General features: G+C 69.1%; 10 protein-coding genes. 5 read left to right on the forward strand and 5 right to left on the reverse strand.

Annotation, left to right across the window (positions count from 1 at the left end; translation table 11 throughout):
* Positions 1–200: 200 nt before the first annotated feature.
* Positions 201–2,054, reverse strand: coding sequence for a DUF262 domain-containing protein (locus HHX33_RS33000; RefSeq protein WP_182878001.1), 1,854 nt, complete (start codon positions 2,052–2,054; stop codon positions 201–203).
* Between the two features lie 723 nt (positions 2,055–2,777).
* Here HHX33_RS33000 and HHX33_RS33005 point away from each other — a divergent pair.
* From HHX33_RS33005 to HHX33_RS36850, 4 genes are all read left to right on the forward strand, one after another.
* Positions 2,778–3,710 (forward strand): hypothetical protein, encoded by a 933-nt coding sequence (locus HHX33_RS33005; RefSeq protein ID WP_182878002.1) that lies wholly within the window; start codon positions 2,778–2,780, stop codon positions 3,708–3,710.
* 51 nt (positions 3,711–3,761) lie between these two features.
* A complete protein-coding gene (locus HHX33_RS33010; RefSeq protein ID WP_182878003.1) occupies positions 3,762–4,433 on the forward strand; it encodes a response regulator transcription factor in 672 nt (223 codons plus the stop codon).
* Complete coding sequence (locus tag HHX33_RS33015; RefSeq protein WP_182878004.1) at positions 4,430–5,779, forward strand: sensor histidine kinase; 1,350 nt, start codon at positions 4,430–4,432, stop codon at positions 5,777–5,779. Before HHX33_RS33010 ends, HHX33_RS33015 begins: the two co-directional genes overlap by 4 nt.
* Positions 5,780–5,907: 128 nt before the next feature.
* Positions 5,908–6,033, forward strand: coding sequence for a hypothetical protein (locus tag HHX33_RS36850; RefSeq protein ID WP_259403120.1), 126 nt, complete (start codon positions 5,908–5,910; stop codon positions 6,031–6,033).
* Positions 6,034–6,467: 434 nt separating this feature from the next.
* On the opposite strand, the gene HHX33_RS33020 is transcribed toward HHX33_RS36850, so the two are convergent.
* Together HHX33_RS33020 and HHX33_RS33025 are read right to left on the reverse strand one after the other, a co-directional pair.
* On the reverse strand, positions 6,468–7,538 hold the full coding sequence (locus tag HHX33_RS33020) for a hypothetical protein (RefSeq protein ID WP_182878005.1): 1,071 nt from the start codon (positions 7,536–7,538) through the stop codon (positions 6,468–6,470).
* Positions 7,535–8,131, reverse strand: coding sequence for a hypothetical protein (locus HHX33_RS33025; protein ID WP_182878006.1), 597 nt, complete (start codon positions 8,129–8,131; stop codon positions 7,535–7,537). Before HHX33_RS33025 ends, HHX33_RS33020 begins: the two co-directional genes overlap by 4 nt.
* 159 nt (positions 8,132–8,290) lie before the next feature.
* Between HHX33_RS33025 and HHX33_RS37560 the strand changes: the two genes are divergently transcribed.
* Positions 8,291–11,989, forward strand: a complete 3,699-nt coding sequence (locus HHX33_RS37560) for a helix-turn-helix domain-containing protein (protein ID WP_182878007.1) — start codon at positions 8,291–8,293, stop codon at positions 11,987–11,989.
* 4 nt (positions 11,990–11,993) lie between these two features.
* On the opposite strand, the gene HHX33_RS33035 is transcribed toward HHX33_RS37560, so the two are convergent.
* Both HHX33_RS33035 and HHX33_RS33040 read right to left on the reverse strand, forming a co-directional pair.
* Entirely contained in the window at positions 11,994–12,389 is a 396-nt protein-coding gene (locus HHX33_RS33035; RefSeq protein ID WP_165900470.1) for a peptidase inhibitor family I36 protein, read from the reverse strand.
* A 168-nt stretch (positions 12,390–12,557) separates the two neighbouring features.
* Entirely contained in the window at positions 12,558–15,821 is a 3,264-nt protein-coding gene (locus tag HHX33_RS33040) for a S8 family serine peptidase (protein WP_182878008.1), read from the reverse strand.
* Between the last annotated feature and the right edge of the window lie 172 nt (positions 15,822–15,993).

Below are 15,993 nucleotides of genomic sequence, written 5' to 3' on the forward strand. Positions count from 1 at the left end.
GCCGTCAGGCCATGCAGCCAGGACCGCTCAGCATCGGTCAACTCGATGGGTATTGCAGACGGACCCGGATGCCCCATACACATCAGGATAAGTATTTATCCGACGAATTTCAGGCGTATGGCACTAGCACGGATTCGGATACTGTGGCTCAGGCAGGCTAGGACCACTCTAACTGCCTAGGCCAAAAGTTCCCTCGGAACTCAGACCACGAAGACCTTGCATGCATCCTGCAACAGCGTTTCTAGGCGAGATTCGTATTGTCCTAGATCCCAGACTGGGAGTGAAGCAAGAGCCTGAGTGCAGGAGCTTTTGCTCAATTTGAACAGACCCTGTTTTTCGGAGAAAGACTTGTTTCCTGCTGTCACGTTGTCGCGTGGATCCCAATAAGAGAGGTTTCCGAGGCGATGCTTCCGTTCCTCCAGATGAGGATTTTTGTCGCCTGGTGACGCATGCTGTGGGTAGATGTGCTCTATCGTCGCCTGTTCGATGTCTATCACTGACCCTGAAGAGTACTTCGGAGAGCCCTGCGCTCCCATCTGAAGCCAGCTCCAGTAGTCATCTAAGGTAGTGAAGAATTCCCGGATATTTCCACGCTGAGAAGAATGATCATACCGGAGTTTCTCGACGAGTTGCGCCTTGAACTTATCGTCTGGAGCGCGCTCATTGATCAGCTGTCTCAGTCCTGTACGGAGTTCGGCCCAGTTAGACGTTGAATCACTGGAGGCGGCAGCTTGCCGCAGCTTCTTCGCCATCGAGTAGTAGTGTTTGCTCGCGGCCGTGGCATGGCCGTCGCAAATGTTCTTGTAGCGGAACGCAAACTTCTCCAGTAAGTGCACGAGTTCCGCGAACTCGCGTTCACCGACGCACATGCGTGCTGCGAGGAGCAGGGGTAATGAAAGCTTGTGCTTCAGAGTAACAACTAGACGCTTGAGGCGCGCCCGTTGCCAGTCGCTAACGTTCGGGTCTCTCTCTAAGGCTAGATAGGGCCATTGTCCCTTCTCGATAAGCTGGAATTTCTGAAACTCGTCCGCAAGAGCCTGCGTTCTCGTTGCGACCAGAGCTGCCTCGGCCTGATTAGTGGGGCTCAGGTTGAACAGCTCCCGTTTTAGGGCGCCAAACAGTCGTTCCGGGCTCTGCCTACCACCAGTCATTGAAGGCAGGTAATCTACAAGGAATTCGTCTGCTATGGGACTGCCCTCGGCGAGGATTTCGTCCCATCGGCGCGAGGCGTCCTCTTGAAGCTTGGGATACCCGTCAAGCTGCTCAAGTGTGTGGCTGCGCAAGAGGTCTGCGACCGCGAGCCTTTTCCCTCGGTCATTGAGAACGCTGAAGAGGCGGTAGCCGCTTTGGCGTTCTTCGCTGACGATGTGGATGATGAACGTGTCCCATAGGATCGACTCACGTAATCTCTGGAGTTCCTTGAACTTCTCCAATACACCAGTGTCTTTACCGAGAAGCTTGCAGATCAGCTTGTCGTAGATCTGATCATACGCGTCTTGTAGAAGTTTGTGGCTGGCGCGAGATGGGCTATTGAGTGGCGTATCGGAAAGTAGTGTTCGGAACTTAGGGTCGTCTTCCTTGGAGAGCCGCAAACGGGGCTCTAGTGTTTTTCGGCCCTCTTCTACGTCGTAGCGCTCGTAGAATAGATACTTATTGGACGTTTCTTCGGCGAAGATTTCAAGACGAATGGCTAGTCTTTCGTCGCCGGCGTCACGTGCTTCATGCTGCAGAGTGCGGGCGGTCTTGACGATTCGAGCGATGAGTAGGTAGAAGGTAGTTAGTCGCTGCTGTCCGTCCACCACTTCGTGAGCTAGCGTGCTAGCCTGAGAATGATCGGTAATCTGAATGGCGACCATTGAGCCGAAGAAGTGATCGCTCTCGCCAGCGTCTAAAAGGTTCAGAATGTCGTCAATGAACTCATCTATGCGCTCGGTGTCCCAGGCATAGGGTCTCTGGTATCTAGGGACGCGGAACGGGGATCGTTTCTCAAGGAGCTCTCCTACGGGGAGGCTGCTTGGCTTGACAGATGCGGCGCTTCGAGGAGAGACGGACACGTCACGGAATGCTACACACTGCATGTAGTCACAACAAGAAGTCGCACCCATACTCTACGGAAGTAGCGCATGTCCGCAGTGGCGATTGAGGTTCGCCGCTCCCCCGATGGCCCGCCCCGGCCTACCGTATTTCATGACAGCAGGGCGGACAGGCTTCCCGGGCCTTGCTGCTGTATGGGACCTTCGGTGAGTCTGAGTGGTCCCCGGCTGTCGTGAATCCGTCGCGCCGATGCTGGCGTCGGGTCTGGGCAGAAGTGCAGGCGGGCTTGTGGGCTTCCTCCTGCACTTCCATGTAGGGCGTCGAGGCGATGGTCCTGCCGCGCTCACTGCGGAAGGTCCGCCCGTTCGAGCAGACCCCGAACTCTTCAATGTGTTGCCAAAGGATCTTACCCAGTTTCGGAGGGATGGGCACCGGCCGTAGTACGTCGCCCTGGCGGCGGCGCTTGAGCCGCATTCCTTGTGAACGTCGCCGCTGTTGGTCCACGGTGTGTTGGCCTCGGACGTGACACATGGCGACGACGAGGAGCGGTCAAGCCCAGACCAGTGTCTGGCCTGGGCACATCTGCTCCTGGGAGCCGCATCACCGATCTATCGCGCACTAGAGAGAACGTAACCGTTCTAAGGAATCTTTAAAGGTGGCTGAAACCACGCCAGAGGACGCGATGTTTGTGTCGTCCACAGCGCCGGTTCTCGTCCGGCGCTCCGTGGACGAAAGGCATCACGATGATGAAACGCACACGGCTGGTCCTGGCCACGGCAACTCTCGCCACGCTGGCCGCGACCGGTACGGCCGCGGCGGCCGATCCGGCCCCGGCATCCGGCGCCGCGAGATCCGAAACCGCGACGGTCAAGGTAGAAGGGAAATCCAGGGCGGGCGCGAAGGCCGATCTGGCCGCGATCGCGGAGAAGCTGGGGGTGACGGCTGATCGGCTCGACGCCGCGTTGGTCGCGGCCAAGATGTCGCTGGCCAAGTCGGACGGTGTTAGGCCGGAGGCGTTCGTCGAGGCGGTCGCGGCGAAGCTGGGGCTGCCGGTCGCGCGGGTCCAGGAGGCTCTGCGGCCGATCGTCGCCGAGCCCGCGCCGGGTGACGACCACCGGGGCAAGCTGGACGGTATGGACAAGAAGGCCCCGGACGGCCGGCAGGACTCGTCAGGCAAGCCCGGAGCGGGTGTGGAGGCCGATCTGGGCGCGATCGCGGAGAAGCTGGGGGTGACGGCTGATCGGCTCGACGCCGCGTTGGTCGCGGCCAAGATGTCGCTGGCCAAGTCGGCCGATGTCACGCCGGACGCCTTCGTCGAGGCGGTCGCGGCGAAGCTGGGGCTGCCGGTCGCGCGGGTCCAGGAGGCTCTGCGGCCGATCGTCGCCGAGCCCGCGCCGGGCGACGACCACCGGGACAAGCTGGACGGCATGGACAAGAAGGCCCCGGACGGCCGGCAGGACTCGCCGTTCACCACCGACGCCGCGGCGGCGTCTCTGGCCGCGGCGCTCGGTGTCGACCAGGCCAAGGCCAAGGCCGCGCTGGCCACTCTGGTGACGTTGGGCAGAGTCGATGTCACGTCCAAGACCTTCGGTGACATCGCCGCCTCGCTCGGGGTCGGCTCCGACGAGCTCGATGCCGCGTTGAGCGATCTGAAGCGGTCACTGAGCAAGGGCTGACGGCCACCGCGTCTCACACGGCTTCAGGATCGACGGCGAGGATGGGCGACCATGCGGATACTTGTGGTGGACGACGACCCGGCCGTGCGGCGGTCTTTGGAGCACGCGTTGCGCCGGGACGGCTACGACGTGTCGTCCGCCGCTGACGGGGCGTCCGCACTCGCCGAGCACGGCGTGTTCCGCCCGGACGCGGTGGTTCTCGACGTCCTCATGCCCGAACCGAACGGGCTGGAGGTGTGCCGGATGCTGCGTTCGGGCGGGCACGACACTCCGATCCTGATGCTCACGGCCCGGGACCTGGTCACCGACCGGGTCGCCGGGCTCGACGCCGGTGCCGACGATTACCTGGCCAAGCCGTTCGCCTTGGAGGAGCTGCGGGCCCGGCTCAGAGCCCTGCTCCGGCGCAGCGGTGCCAGGGCCGAGGTGCTGCGTTTCGCCGACGTCGAGCTGGACGTGAGCGGCTGCAGGGCCGAGCGCGCCGGTCGGCGCCTGGACCTGACCAAGACGGAGCTGTCCCTGCTGGAGCTGTTCCTGCGCAATCCCGGCCGGGTGCTGAGCCGGACCCAGATCTTCGAGTCCGTCTGGGGTTACGACTTCGGCCCGGAGTCGAACGCACTGTGGGTCTACGTCAGCTACCTGCGAAGCAAACTCGAATCGGACGGCGGCAGCAGATTGATCCAGACGGTGCGCGGCCTTGGGTATGTCCTGCGTGAGGAGCCGTGAACCTGCGCACCCGGCTGGCCATCGCCGGCGGTTCCGTGGTCGCGGGCGCCCTGGTGCTCGTGTCGGTGGTCCTGTATCCGGCGGTGAACGCCAACCTCCGTGGCCAGATCGACAACACGCTGGTCGTGGCCGCCGGCCAGGCGCCGAACGTGGCCGCGGCGATCAAGGCCAAGTTCAGGGACGTCAACGGGGAGCCGGGCTTCCCGACTGTTCCGCTGGGGATCGGGAGCACCCAGCTGCAGATCGTGCCGGAGCCTGTCCGGATCGGGCCGTCGACGGAGTTCGTCGACATCACCGCTCGCGACGTCGCCGTCGCGGACGGCATCGAGGGCGCCTACTTCCGTGACGCGGTCTACAACGGCGTCGTCTACCGCGTCTACACCGCCCAGTTGCCCGACTCACCGGGGACGCTCGTGCGCACGGCCATCCCGGAGTCCGATCCCGCACCGACGCTACGCGAGCTCGCCTGGCTGCTCGCCGGCTCGACGGTGGCCGCCGGACTTCTCGCGGCGCTGGCCTCACGCCTGGCGGCACGCCGCGTCCTCCGCCCGGTGCACCAGCTCACCGAGACGGTCGAACTGATCCGTACGACCGGCGACCTGTCCATAGCGATTCCCGCGGACAGCCGGGATGAGATCGGCCGGCTCGGCGCCGCGTTCGCGGCGATGACCGCCGCCTTGGACGAGTCGGTCGGCGCCCAGCGCCGTCTGGTGGCCGACGCCTCGCACGAACTGCGCACACCGCTGACGAGCCTGACGGTGAACCTCGAACTGCTGGCGGAGAACCCGGCCGACGCGCAGGCCCCGATCCTCGCCGCCGAAGCGCTCGGCCAGGCGGGCGAACTCACGACTCTGGTCAACGACCTGGTCGACCTGGCCCGCTACGGCCAGGCGCCCTACCACACCGAAGACGTCCGCCTCGACCTCGTCGCCGAGCGTGTCGCGGCCCGCGCGGCGCGCCGGGCGCCACAGATCGAATTCGAGCTGGCCTGCGCGCCCACTCTCGTCCACGGGGACCCCGACGCCCTGGAACGCGCCGTCGCGAACCTCGTCGACAACGCCGTGAAATGGAGCCCGTCCGGCGGCCGGGTCAGGATCAGCGTCACGGCGGGGACCCTCGAGGTCGCGGACACCGGCCCAGGGATCCCCGACAGCGACCTCGAATTCGTCTTCGACCGCTTCTACCGATCACCGGCGGCCCGCGCGCACCCTGGCTCCGGACTGGGCCTGGCCATCGTCCGGCAGGTCGCCGAGGCTCACGGCGGGACGGCCGAAGCCGTGCCGTGTAAAAGCGGCGCGTTACTGCGGCTGGTGCTGCCGACGTGTTTCGAACACCGGGAGCCCTAGCCACATCGCTATCACAGGCGCCCCGGCCTGCAGCGAGGGCGATCACACCGGACCGCTGGGGATTTGCTCGACTGTGGCGCACTGTCGGCTCATACTGCCCTCGGTTCCTTCTCCTGAAGAGGTGGTCGATGTACGGGCTCGGGCTGGCAGAACTGTTACTTGTCGTGTTCGAGGTGGCCGTACTGTTCACGGTCGTCTACTTCGCGGTGCGGCTCGCGCTCCGGCACGACCGGAAGAGGAACGGCGGTCGGTAGGCCGCCACGATTTTCGGCGGGCTTGATCGATTACGCGAGAAAGCACCCTTGGGGCAGGAAGGATTGTGCTCGTTTGCCCGAGGTCCTCTCCGCGTCGGTTCAGAAGGCGCTCGCCGAGTGAAGGCTGCTGCGCTCATCGCGTGCGACGGCTGTAAGTGATCGGTGATCGAGCCAATCCACACAGCGCTACTTCGACGTGGTCGCTCGTGACCTTCCGCGGGTGGAGCTGCCGCCCGAACCTCCTCAGGGAGGTTGAGACCTGGCTGATCGCTCCGTCGCGGACCCGCATTGTGGGGGACTGGCGGCGCCGCGGGGCCGGAGATCCGTCGTTCAGGGACATCTCGGCGTCAGAGGTGCTCGACAGGCCTGCCGCGATGAGCAACTCGTGGGCGGGGCGGCCCCGGTGAGGGGGCCGCCCTGCGGGAAATGCAGTCTCACTCGCTGAACGCGGCGTTGAACATGGTGTCGATCGGGGAGCCGGCCGTGTTGAAGCATCGGACGTAGACGCCGTCCCCGGGATACCAGTTGTAGACCTTGCAGTAGTCGGGGGAGGAGCCGTAAGCCGTGACGTGGACGATGCCGTGCTCGAGCGGCATGCCCGGCATGCGGATCACGTAGTCGCCGACGCCGAGACGTTGCACGGTGTTGGAGTACCCGGCCGAATTGTGCTGGTAGGCGAGGGCGGGCGTGTAGGAGGCGCTGGTCGGCTGGTTCGCGAAGACGTACGCCCGGTGCCGCGAGGTGCCGAACGGGCCCGAACGGTCGGTGAACGTGGCGGTGAAGAGCGTCGGAGCAGGGACGCCCGCGGTGTCGTGACAGGTCACAGCGACCATGGCGTCGCCGCCGGACGGGTACCAGTTGACGACCTTGCACCGATTGGGGGAGCCGCCGTAGGCGGTGACCTGCACGTGCCCGCCCTGGCTGGCCAGTCCGGGGAACCGCAGGGTGTAGCCGCCCAGGACGGCGTTGGCGCCGCCCAGGGAGTTGAACTGGTAGGCGCCGGTCAGCGTCGTCCAGGCGTACACCGAATAGCCTGTCTGGTAGGACCACACGTACCCGAGGGCCCCCGCGCTGTACCCCGGGTTGGTGAAGCTGACGTCGAAGGCGCTGTTGGCGGGCTGCCCGGCCGGGTTGAAGCAGTAGACGTAGACCTTCAGGTCGTCGCCCGCCGGTGCCCAGCCGCCCACACCACACCTGGTGCTGTCCACGCCGTACGCGGTGACCTGGACGGTTCCGCCCACCAGGCCGAGGTAGCGCATCGTCACGGTGTACGCCCCGGTGCCGGTGCGGACGAACGTGTTCGCCGCCGGGCCGCCTGCCGAGTTCGCGCTGTACTCCTGCCGCGGGGCGAAGGTGGTCTGGAGCGGCGCGGCCGCGTAGTTCATCCACATGTACGCGTACCCCTGGCCGGCCACCGCCTGAGCGGGGGGCGCCCCCAGCAGTGCGCCCACCAGGAGAAACGCCATCAGGGCGCCGAGGACGCCGGTGTGCCGTGTCGCCTTCACGGGACCTGTCGCAGGACGTAGCTGCCGCCGGTGACGGCGTGGGTGAGGCCGTCCTTGGGGCAGCGGCCGGAGCCGCCGGGGGTGTTGCCGTCGAAGAACATGCCGGCGCACTTGTAGCACCAGCGCCACTGCTCCTGGCCGCCGGGGGAGTCGCGGTTGCCGACGTCCTCGATCAGGTAGTACGACGAGACGGTCGGGTAGGGGCCGATCGGCGTGTGGCCCGTGGCGCCCCGGTTGGGGCAGTACCCGAGCGTGGGGTTGCCGCCGTACCAGAGCCCCTGGCAGGCGCCGCACCAGCGCCAGTTGCCCTGGCCCCGGCCGCCGTCCTCGACGGTCTTCAGGATGTAGTTTCCGCTGCCGTTGCTGTGATGACCGCCGTCGAAGACGTTCCCCGCGGGGCACGTGCCCCGCGTCCCGTTCAGCGAGTACCAAAGGCCGCTGCACCGTTCGCACCAGCGCCACCCCGCCTGTGCGGCCAGCGCCGGGGCCGACGTCGCGACGGCGAGCGCGGCGCTCGCGCCGAGGAGCAGCGGCGCGCTCGCCGCCATGCGCAGCACCGCCCTGCGGGACGGCTGTTCGGTCGTGCCTGTCATGAGCGTCCTCCATTCCGATTGGACGCCCCGACTATCAGGCGGGAGCCGACGGCCCTGGAAGGTGTCTGGCCTGATCCGTACAAGCCCGTACAAGCCGGTAACCCTCGAAGCCGCGCGACGGACTACCTAAGGAGACCGTTTCCCGAAGGAGGCGCGGCGGTGGCTCAGGACGCGGCGGGACCGGACCCGGGCCGGATCCGTGACCGGGAGGGCTTCGCCCGGGAACTCACCATGCTCCGCGAGCGGGCCGGGCTGACCGTACGGCAGGTCGCGGCGCGGGCGGGCAGCCCCGGCGCGCACAGCACCATCGGCGACTGGTTCGCCGGTCGCGGCCTGCCCTCACCGGCCCTGCGGCAGTTGTTCGAGCGGGTGGTGACGGTCTGCGGCGCGGCCGAGGTCACCGCCTGGGTGGACGCCTGGCAGCGCGTACGGCGGGGACGGTCGCGCAGGCGGGAAGGCGTCGAGCCGTACCGGGGACTGGCGGGCTTCGAGGCCGAGCACGCCGCGTGGTTCTTCGGCCGGGACGCCCTGACCGAGCGCCTCCTGCACGCGGTCACCCAACTGGACGGCACCGAATCGGACGGCGGCGGGCTGCGGCTGGTGGTCGGTGCCTCCGGCGCGGGCAAGTCGTCGCTGCTGCGGGCCGGGCTGGCCGCGGCGCTGCGCGAGCGGGGACGTGCGGTCACCGTCTGCACGCCGGCCTCGCGTCCCGTCATCGCCGCCCGGCCGGGTGAGGTTCTCATCGTCGACCAGTTCGAGGAGATCTTCACGACCTCCCCGGAGCCGGAGCAGGCGGCGTTCGTGGACGCGCTGGTGCGGGCCGCGGCCGACGGCACCATTGTGGTGATCGGCCTGCGCGCCGACTTCTACGGCCACCTGCTCCGGTTTCCGGATCTGGCGGCCGTCGCGCAACACGGTCAGGTGGCCGTCGGTCCCATGACAAGGGACGAACTGCGCGACGCCATCGTGGAACCGGCGCGCAAGGCCGGCCTGGCCATCGAGGACGCCCTGGTCGAACTGCTGCTCCGCGAAGCCGGCCGGGCCCACGACGCCGGGGTCCTGCCGCTGCTGTCGCACGCGCTCTACGCCACCTGGCTGAACGACCAGGGCCACGGCCTGACCGTGGCCGGCTACCAGGAGGCGGGTGGCATCGAGGGCGCCGTGGCCGCCAGCGCCACCGAGATCTACGAGGAGCTTCCCCCCGAGCGGCGAGAACTGGCGCGACGGCTGTTCCTGCATCTCGTGCACGTCTCCGCCGACGCCGCAGACACCCGCCGCAGGGTCTCCTCGGCCGATCTGCCGTCCGCCGGGCCGGCCATGACCGAGGTGCTGCACCGGTTCGCCGACCAGCGCCTGCTCACCCTGGACCACGACACCGTGGAGATCACGCACGAGGCCCTGCTGTCCGCCTGGCCCCTGCTCGCCGACTGGCTGGCCGCCGACCGCGCCGCTCTGCTGCTCGGCCGCCGGTTCGCCGCCGACGCCCAGGCCTGGCGGCACGAGCGGAGCGATCCCGACGTGCTGTACCGGGGCGCGCGGCTGCTCGCCGCGCAGGAGTGGGCGCAGCGGCATCCCTCCGACGTGACGCCGACCATGGCCGACTTCCTGCGGGCCTCGGGCCGCCAGGTGCGCCGCCGCACCCGCCGCCTCTACCAGACCATCGCCGCCCTGGTGGCGCTGGTGGTCGTCGCCGCCGTCGCCGCCGTCACCGCGTCGCAGGCCCAGCGCACCGCCGTCCGCCAGCGCGACCAGGCCCTCTCCCGCAGGCTCGCGGGTGACGCCATCGCCCTGCGCGGGACCAACCCCGCGCTGTCCGCACAGCTGGGCCTGGCCGCCTACCGCCTGGCCGACACCCCGGAGGCGCGCGGCAGCGTCCTGTCGGCGCCGGCCGTGCCGTACGCGACCCGGCTGACCGCGCACCGCGCCCCGGCGTACGCCACGGCCTTCAGCCCCGACGGCCGCACCCTCGCCACGGCGGGCCTCGACCGCGCCGTACGCCTGTGGAACGTCTCCGACCCGCACCGTCCCGCGGCCCTCTCCGTCATCGACGGCTCCGGCGAGGTGATGTCGGCCGCGTTCCGGCCCGACGGGCGGGTCCTGGCCACCTCCGGGGCCGATCACACCGCGCGGCTCTGGGACGTGGCCGACGTCCGCCGGCCGCGCCCCCTCGCCGTGCTCGAAGGACACACCGACGCGGTGCGTACGGTGGCCTTCGACCCGCGGGGCCGCCTGCTGGCGACGGCGAGTTACGACCGCACGGTCGGGTTGTGGGACGTGTCCGACCCGGGCCGGGCGGTACGGATCGCCACGCTCACCGGCTACTCCGAAGGGCTCACCTCGGCGGTCTTCTCACCGAACGGAAAGGTCCTGGTCACCACCTCGGCCGACGCGGTCGTACGGGTCTGGGACGTCGGCGATCCCCGGCATCCGCGCGCCCTGCCCGGCCTGAGAGGCCACACCGACCGCGTCCTGTGCGCCGCGTTCACCTCCGACGGGCGCGTCCTCGCCACGGGCGGGTTCGACAACACCGTCCGGCTGTGGGACCTGCGCCGCCCCGACCGGCCACGGCCGCTCGGGGTGCTGACCGGACACCAGAACGGCATCGTCTCCCTGGCCTTCGCCCCCGGCGGACGGACCCTGGCCTCCGGCAGCTACGACCGCACCGCCCGCGTGTGGGACGTGACCGACCCCGCGTTCCCGAGCGAACCCCTCGTCCTCAGCGGCCACGCCGACGTCGTCTACTCGGTGGCGTTCAGCCCCGACGGCCGGAGCCTGGCCACCGCGGGCAAGGACACCACTGTACGGCTGTGGGACATGCGGACCTCCGTGCTGAGCGGGCACAGCAGCCCCGTCCAGTCACTCGCCGCGAGCCCCGACGGCCGCTTTCTCGTGGCCGGCAGCTATCGCACCGCCCGCGTCTGGGACCTCGCCGCCCCGGGCGGGCCCGCGCCGCTCGCCACGCTGACCGGCCACACCGACAACATCACGGCCGCCGCCTTCCACCCCGGAGGGCGGCTGCTCGCGACCGGCGGGCAGGACCGCACGATCCGCCTGTGGGACCTGTCCGACCCGGGCCGCCCGCTGAGCCTCGCCGTGCTGAGCCGCCACGAGGCCAATGTGACCTCGGTCGCCTTCGGCCCCGGCGGCGACCTGCTGGCCGGCGCGAGCGCCGACGGCACGATCGACCTGTGGCGGGTCTCCGGCCCGCGCCGCCCGGCCCACCTCACCACGCTCGGCGGCAGCGGCGGCTCCGTCGACACGATCACCTTCGTGCGAGGCGGCCCGGACGGCCTGCTCCTCGTCGGCGCGGGCGCCGACGCCGTCATCCGGCTGTGGCAGGTCGCCGGCCCCGGCGGCCCGCGCGACCCGGTGACCCTGAGAGGACACACCGGCGCCGTCACCCGTCTCGCCGTCTCCCCGGACGGCCGCACCCTCGCCAGCGCCGGCCTGGACGGCAGCGTGCGGTTGTGGGATCTGACCGGCCCGGGTGACGCCCGGGCCGTGGCCACGCTCACCGGTCACGCCGACGCCGTCACGGGGGCCGCCTTCAGCCCGGACGGCCGCACCCTCGCCACCGGCAGCCTGGACGGCAGCGTACGGCTGTGGGATCTGGCCGACCGGCGCGAGGCCCGGGTCGTCGCCACGCTCACCGGCCACGACGGCCGGGTCCAGACCCTCGTCTACGTCCCCGGCGGCCGCGTCGTCGCCACCGGCGGAGAGGACACGACCGTACGCCTGTGGGACGTCGACGCCGGACACGCGGCCCGGAGGATCTGCGCCCTCGCCCACCCGCCCGTCACCCCCGCCGAGTGGGCCGCCTACCTCCCTGCCGACCTGCCCTTCCGCCCTCCGTGCTGAGCCGTCAGGCGACGTTGTAGAAAGGGACGTATCCGGCGCAGCTCGAGGTCGTCAGCCGCTTGAGGGACGAGATCTTGTCGTTGAACTTCCACGGCGACGACCCGAGGGTCTCGACCCACTCGCCCGGCCTGATGCAGAAATGCCGGTCCTGGTAGTCGCGGTCGTCGTACAGGACCCAGGCGAAGACGTCGCTGTTCTTCACGGAGCTGGCCACGTCGTTCTCCCACCACCCGTACAGTGCCACGCGGCTGGTGGTGTAGGCGTGGGGGTAACCCTTGTAGCCGGAGTCCTCGTACAGGGTGATCCCGGCCCAGCCGGCGTGGGCCGGCGCCACGTTGACGCCGATCGCGGCGGTGGCGAGCGCCGCCGTGGCGAGCAGCGTCCTGAGCGTTCTTCTCACGTTTCCTCCTGCGCTGTGCATGGGAGGAGCGTGTCAGCCGCCTCTTGGCGCCCACTGATACCGGGACTTGGCGTCCACTCGTACGGCGGTTGTGGACTGCTGAACCGTCGGGCCGGACGGCGGGAGCCCGGCGGACGTGGCGCGTCCGCCGGGCCCTTTGGTGAGGACCTACTGAACCGTGATCTTGTCGACCTCGACCGTGATGCCCTTCACCTGGGGGGTGGAGGTGGCGGTCGTGACCGTGCCGGTGCCCGGGGACACGCCCTTCACGGTGAAGGAGTAGTTCAGCGTGCCGCCGGGGGCGCCCGGCGTGCTGGTGACGCGGTAGTCCTGCGTCGGCGGGCCGCTGATCTGGGTGCCGGCGGTGCCTTCGACGTTCTCGGCGCCGACGGTCAGGCCGTAGGCCGCACCCGGGTCACCGGGCAGGTTGCCCGGGTCGTAGGTGTACGAGATGTCCTCGGCGCCGTTGAGCCCGATCCACTGCTGGAAGGTCTTCAGGCTGCTCGTGCCGTACAGGTTGACTCTCCACTCGATGACCAGCCACCTGTTCACCCCGTCGCTCAGGGTGGCGGCGTAGACGCCGGGCGTCCCCTCGCCGTTCAGGTCCGTCCAGTACGGCGCGAGCACGCCGTTCGGCGGAGTGGTGTCGGGGAGCGTCTGCGGGTCGAACTGGATGTCCGCCGAGCCGTTCGTGCCGCCCGCGACCGTGTAGCCGTTGGAGACGATGCCGATCCTGGTGAACGTACGGCCCGCGTAGGTGAACGCCGGGACGGTGAAGTTCAGCGCCTCCTCGTCGCCGATGGGCGTCGGGGTGATGCCGAAGGCCGAGAGCGGCAGATAACCGGCCGGGCTCTCACCCGGGGCGATGACCGGCTTGTCCGGCTGCCTCCCCGCCAGCGTCTTCTTGGTCGTCACGATCTGGCTGCCGACCTGGGTCGCGCCGGTGACGCCGGTGAGCCGCAGCTTGGCGTCCAGCGTGCTGAGCGCGGTGACGTCGGTGTCCTCCAGGGTGGTGTTCTGCACCGAGACCGTGCAGGTGGACTGCCCGGTGTTCCTGGCGATGGCGCTCGGCGTGCAGGTCTGGTCGATCGGGACCGCGCCCTCGCGCCGGTAGAAGGCCACCGGCAGATGCTGCTCCCGGGCGCCGCCGACCTGCTTGAGGTTCACCTGGCCGAAGTACTGCCCCTCGGGCAGGTCCGGTGCGGCGATCAGGATGGTGACCTTCTGGCTCTTGCCCGGCTTCACCGTGAACAGCGGCGGCAGCACGGTGATGCTCGCCCCGCTGACGGTGGTGCCCAGCGCGGTGTACGTGAGCGTCTTGGTGGTCGCGTTGACGAACGTACGCTTCGCGCTGATCACGCCCGGCATGACGGGCGCGTTCACCGACGGCAGGTTGAGGTCGATCCGGTTCAGCGGGTCGGTGGCCGAGGCGGCGTAGTTCACCGCGGTCTCGTCCAGGGTCAGGCCCGTGTCGCCCGCCTTGCTCAGGTCGATGCGCCCGCCGCCGTAGTCGAACGGGTCGGCCTGGGTGGTCCGGTCCTCCTTGGTGACCTTCGTCGTCGCGGTGGTCTCCAGGGCCGACTTGACCTGGCCCGGGGTCCAGTCCGGGTGCAGCGCGAACAGGAGCGCGCCGGCGCCCGCGACGTGCGGCGACGACATCGAGGTCCCGGCGATGACCTGGTACAGGTTGCCCGCGGGGCCTTCCAGTGGCGAGTCGGGGGTCGGGGTCATGCCCGCCAGGATGTGCAGGCCGGGCGCGGTGACGTCCGGCTTGAGGAAGTCGCCGCCGGGGCCGCGCGAGGAGAACGACGTCATCACGTCGCCCTGCCAGGTGGCCTTCGTCCCCTGGGTGAAGGTCGCCGTCGCGCCGGGGTGGGAGCTCAGCCAGCTCAGCAGGACGTCGGTCTCCGGCTTGTCGATGTGCACCGTCGGCAGCCAGTGGTTGTCGGTCATGACGTCCTGCGGCGTGGCGTTGTACAGGATCATCCCCGCGGCGCCGCCCTGCTTCACCGAGAAGCCCTTGAGCACCCGGTTCGGGCCGCGCTGGCAGGCGACGATCTTGCCGGAGAACAGCCCCGGAGGCGCCGGGTTGAGGCACAGCGGGTCGCTGTACGGCGGGGCCGAGGCGAGCACCACGGGCAGCGGAGAGGAGACGCCCGCCGTGACCGACGCGCCCTTGATCGACGGCCCACCGGTCAGCGTGATCGTCGACTGGAAGGTGCGGCTCTGCGTCGAGGCCGCCACGGTGGTCACCCACGGGCCGCGGTGGTCCGTCGTGGCGGCGCCCGGCCCGGAGTTGCCCGCCGAGGCCGACACGAACACGCCCGCGGCGTACGCGTCCAGGAACGCGAGCTCGACCGCGTCGCTGTAGGGGTCGGCGCCGCCGCCGATCGAGAAGTTGATGACCCGTACGCCGTCGGCGATGGCCTGCGCCACCGCGGCCACCGAGTCGGACTGGTAGCAGCCCTCCTCGCCGCAGACCTTGTAGACCGCGACATGCGCGGCCGGCGCGATGCCGTGGATCGCGCCGCGGTCGATGCCGAGCGGGTTGGCGTGGTCGACCGGCCCGCCCGCCGAGGTGGTGGCGGTGTGCGTCCCGTGGCCGCCGCTGTCACGGGCGCTGTCCGGGTACACCTCCCCGCCCACGATCGCGTTGTACGTCGCGAGGAACGGCTGGCCGGAGATCAGCTTGCGGTTGCACGTGAAGGGGTCGGCGGCCGGGGTCAGCGGGTTGTCGCCGAAGTTGCAGGTGCGCGGCGTGCCGTCCGCCTTGGGCGGGGGAGCGGGCAGCGTGCCGGGGTCCGCGAACGACGGGTGCTCCGGCCACGCGCCGGTGTCCAGGATGCCGACGATGACGCCCTTGCCCGACGACTTCATCCCGCCGAGCTGGTTGTAGACGGTCGGCGCGCCGATGAACTCCGCGCTGGAGTCCGTGAGCGGCTGCTCCACCCTGTCCTTCTGCACGGCCGCCACACCGGGCAGCTTGAGCAGGTCGGCGGCCTTGTTCGCGGGCAGCGTGAGGGCGACGCCGCCGTACACCGTGCGGAGCTTCTGTCCCACCCGGACGCCGGGGATCTTCCTGCCGAGCTCGCCGAGGAAGGAGTTCTCGACGTTCTCGATGTGCTTCTGGTATTTCGCCGCGTCGCTGCTCTTGACGTTCAGCGCCTTACCGGTGACGGAAGGGCTCGTGCCGGGGAGCCCCGGCAGGCCGCCCTTGTAGGCCGCCAGCGAGTCGTAGTCGAGCTTGACCACGACGGTCGTCGGCTCCGCCGACTGTGATCTGAGCAGCTCGGGGTCGCTCTTCGCGAGCTTCCCGGAGGGCGACTTGGCGCCCTGGACGTGCTCGGCGTCCGTCAGCGCCGTGGCGGTCCAGGACCGCGAGGGGCTCGGGCTCGGGCTCGGGTCCGCGGCGGCGGAACCCGCCGGGGCCATCGCTGGTATGAGGGCAAGACCGGCGACGAGCGCCGTCGTGCGTAACGCCGTCCTGAGTGATAGGGCGGACGGGGGCTTCCTCGACACGACACCTCCATGGGGACCTGTGAGGCCTCGTCACCCAAGGACCCGCGTCGGCGCCCGGAGGCGCCCGGAGGCATGGAGGATCGCG

It is taken from the genome of Microbispora sp. H10670, from assembly GCF_014161385.1.
GTDB classification, from domain to species: Bacteria; Actinomycetota; Actinomycetes; order Streptosporangiales; family Streptosporangiaceae; genus Microbispora; species Microbispora triticiradicis.

Bases quoted from the DNA above. Each gene is read 5' to 3' on its own strand.
- HHX33_RS33005 (WP_182878002.1), top strand. From the start codon at position 2,778: ATGATGAAACGCACACGGCTGGTCCTGGCCACGGCAACTCTCGCCACG.
- HHX33_RS33010 (WP_182878003.1), top strand. From the start codon at position 3,762: ATGCGGATACTTGTGGTGGACGACGACCCGGCCGTGCGGCGGTCTTTG.
- HHX33_RS36850 (WP_259403120.1), top strand. From the start codon at position 5,908: ATGTACGGGCTCGGGCTGGCAGAACTGTTACTTGTCGTGTTCGAGGTG.
- HHX33_RS33025 (WP_182878006.1), bottom strand. From the start codon at position 8,131: ATGACAGGCACGACCGAACAGCCGTCCCGCAGGGCGGTGCTGCGCATG.
- HHX33_RS33040 (WP_182878008.1), bottom strand. From the start codon at position 15,821: ATGGCCCCGGCGGGTTCCGCCGCCGCGGACCCGAGCCCGAGCCCGAGC.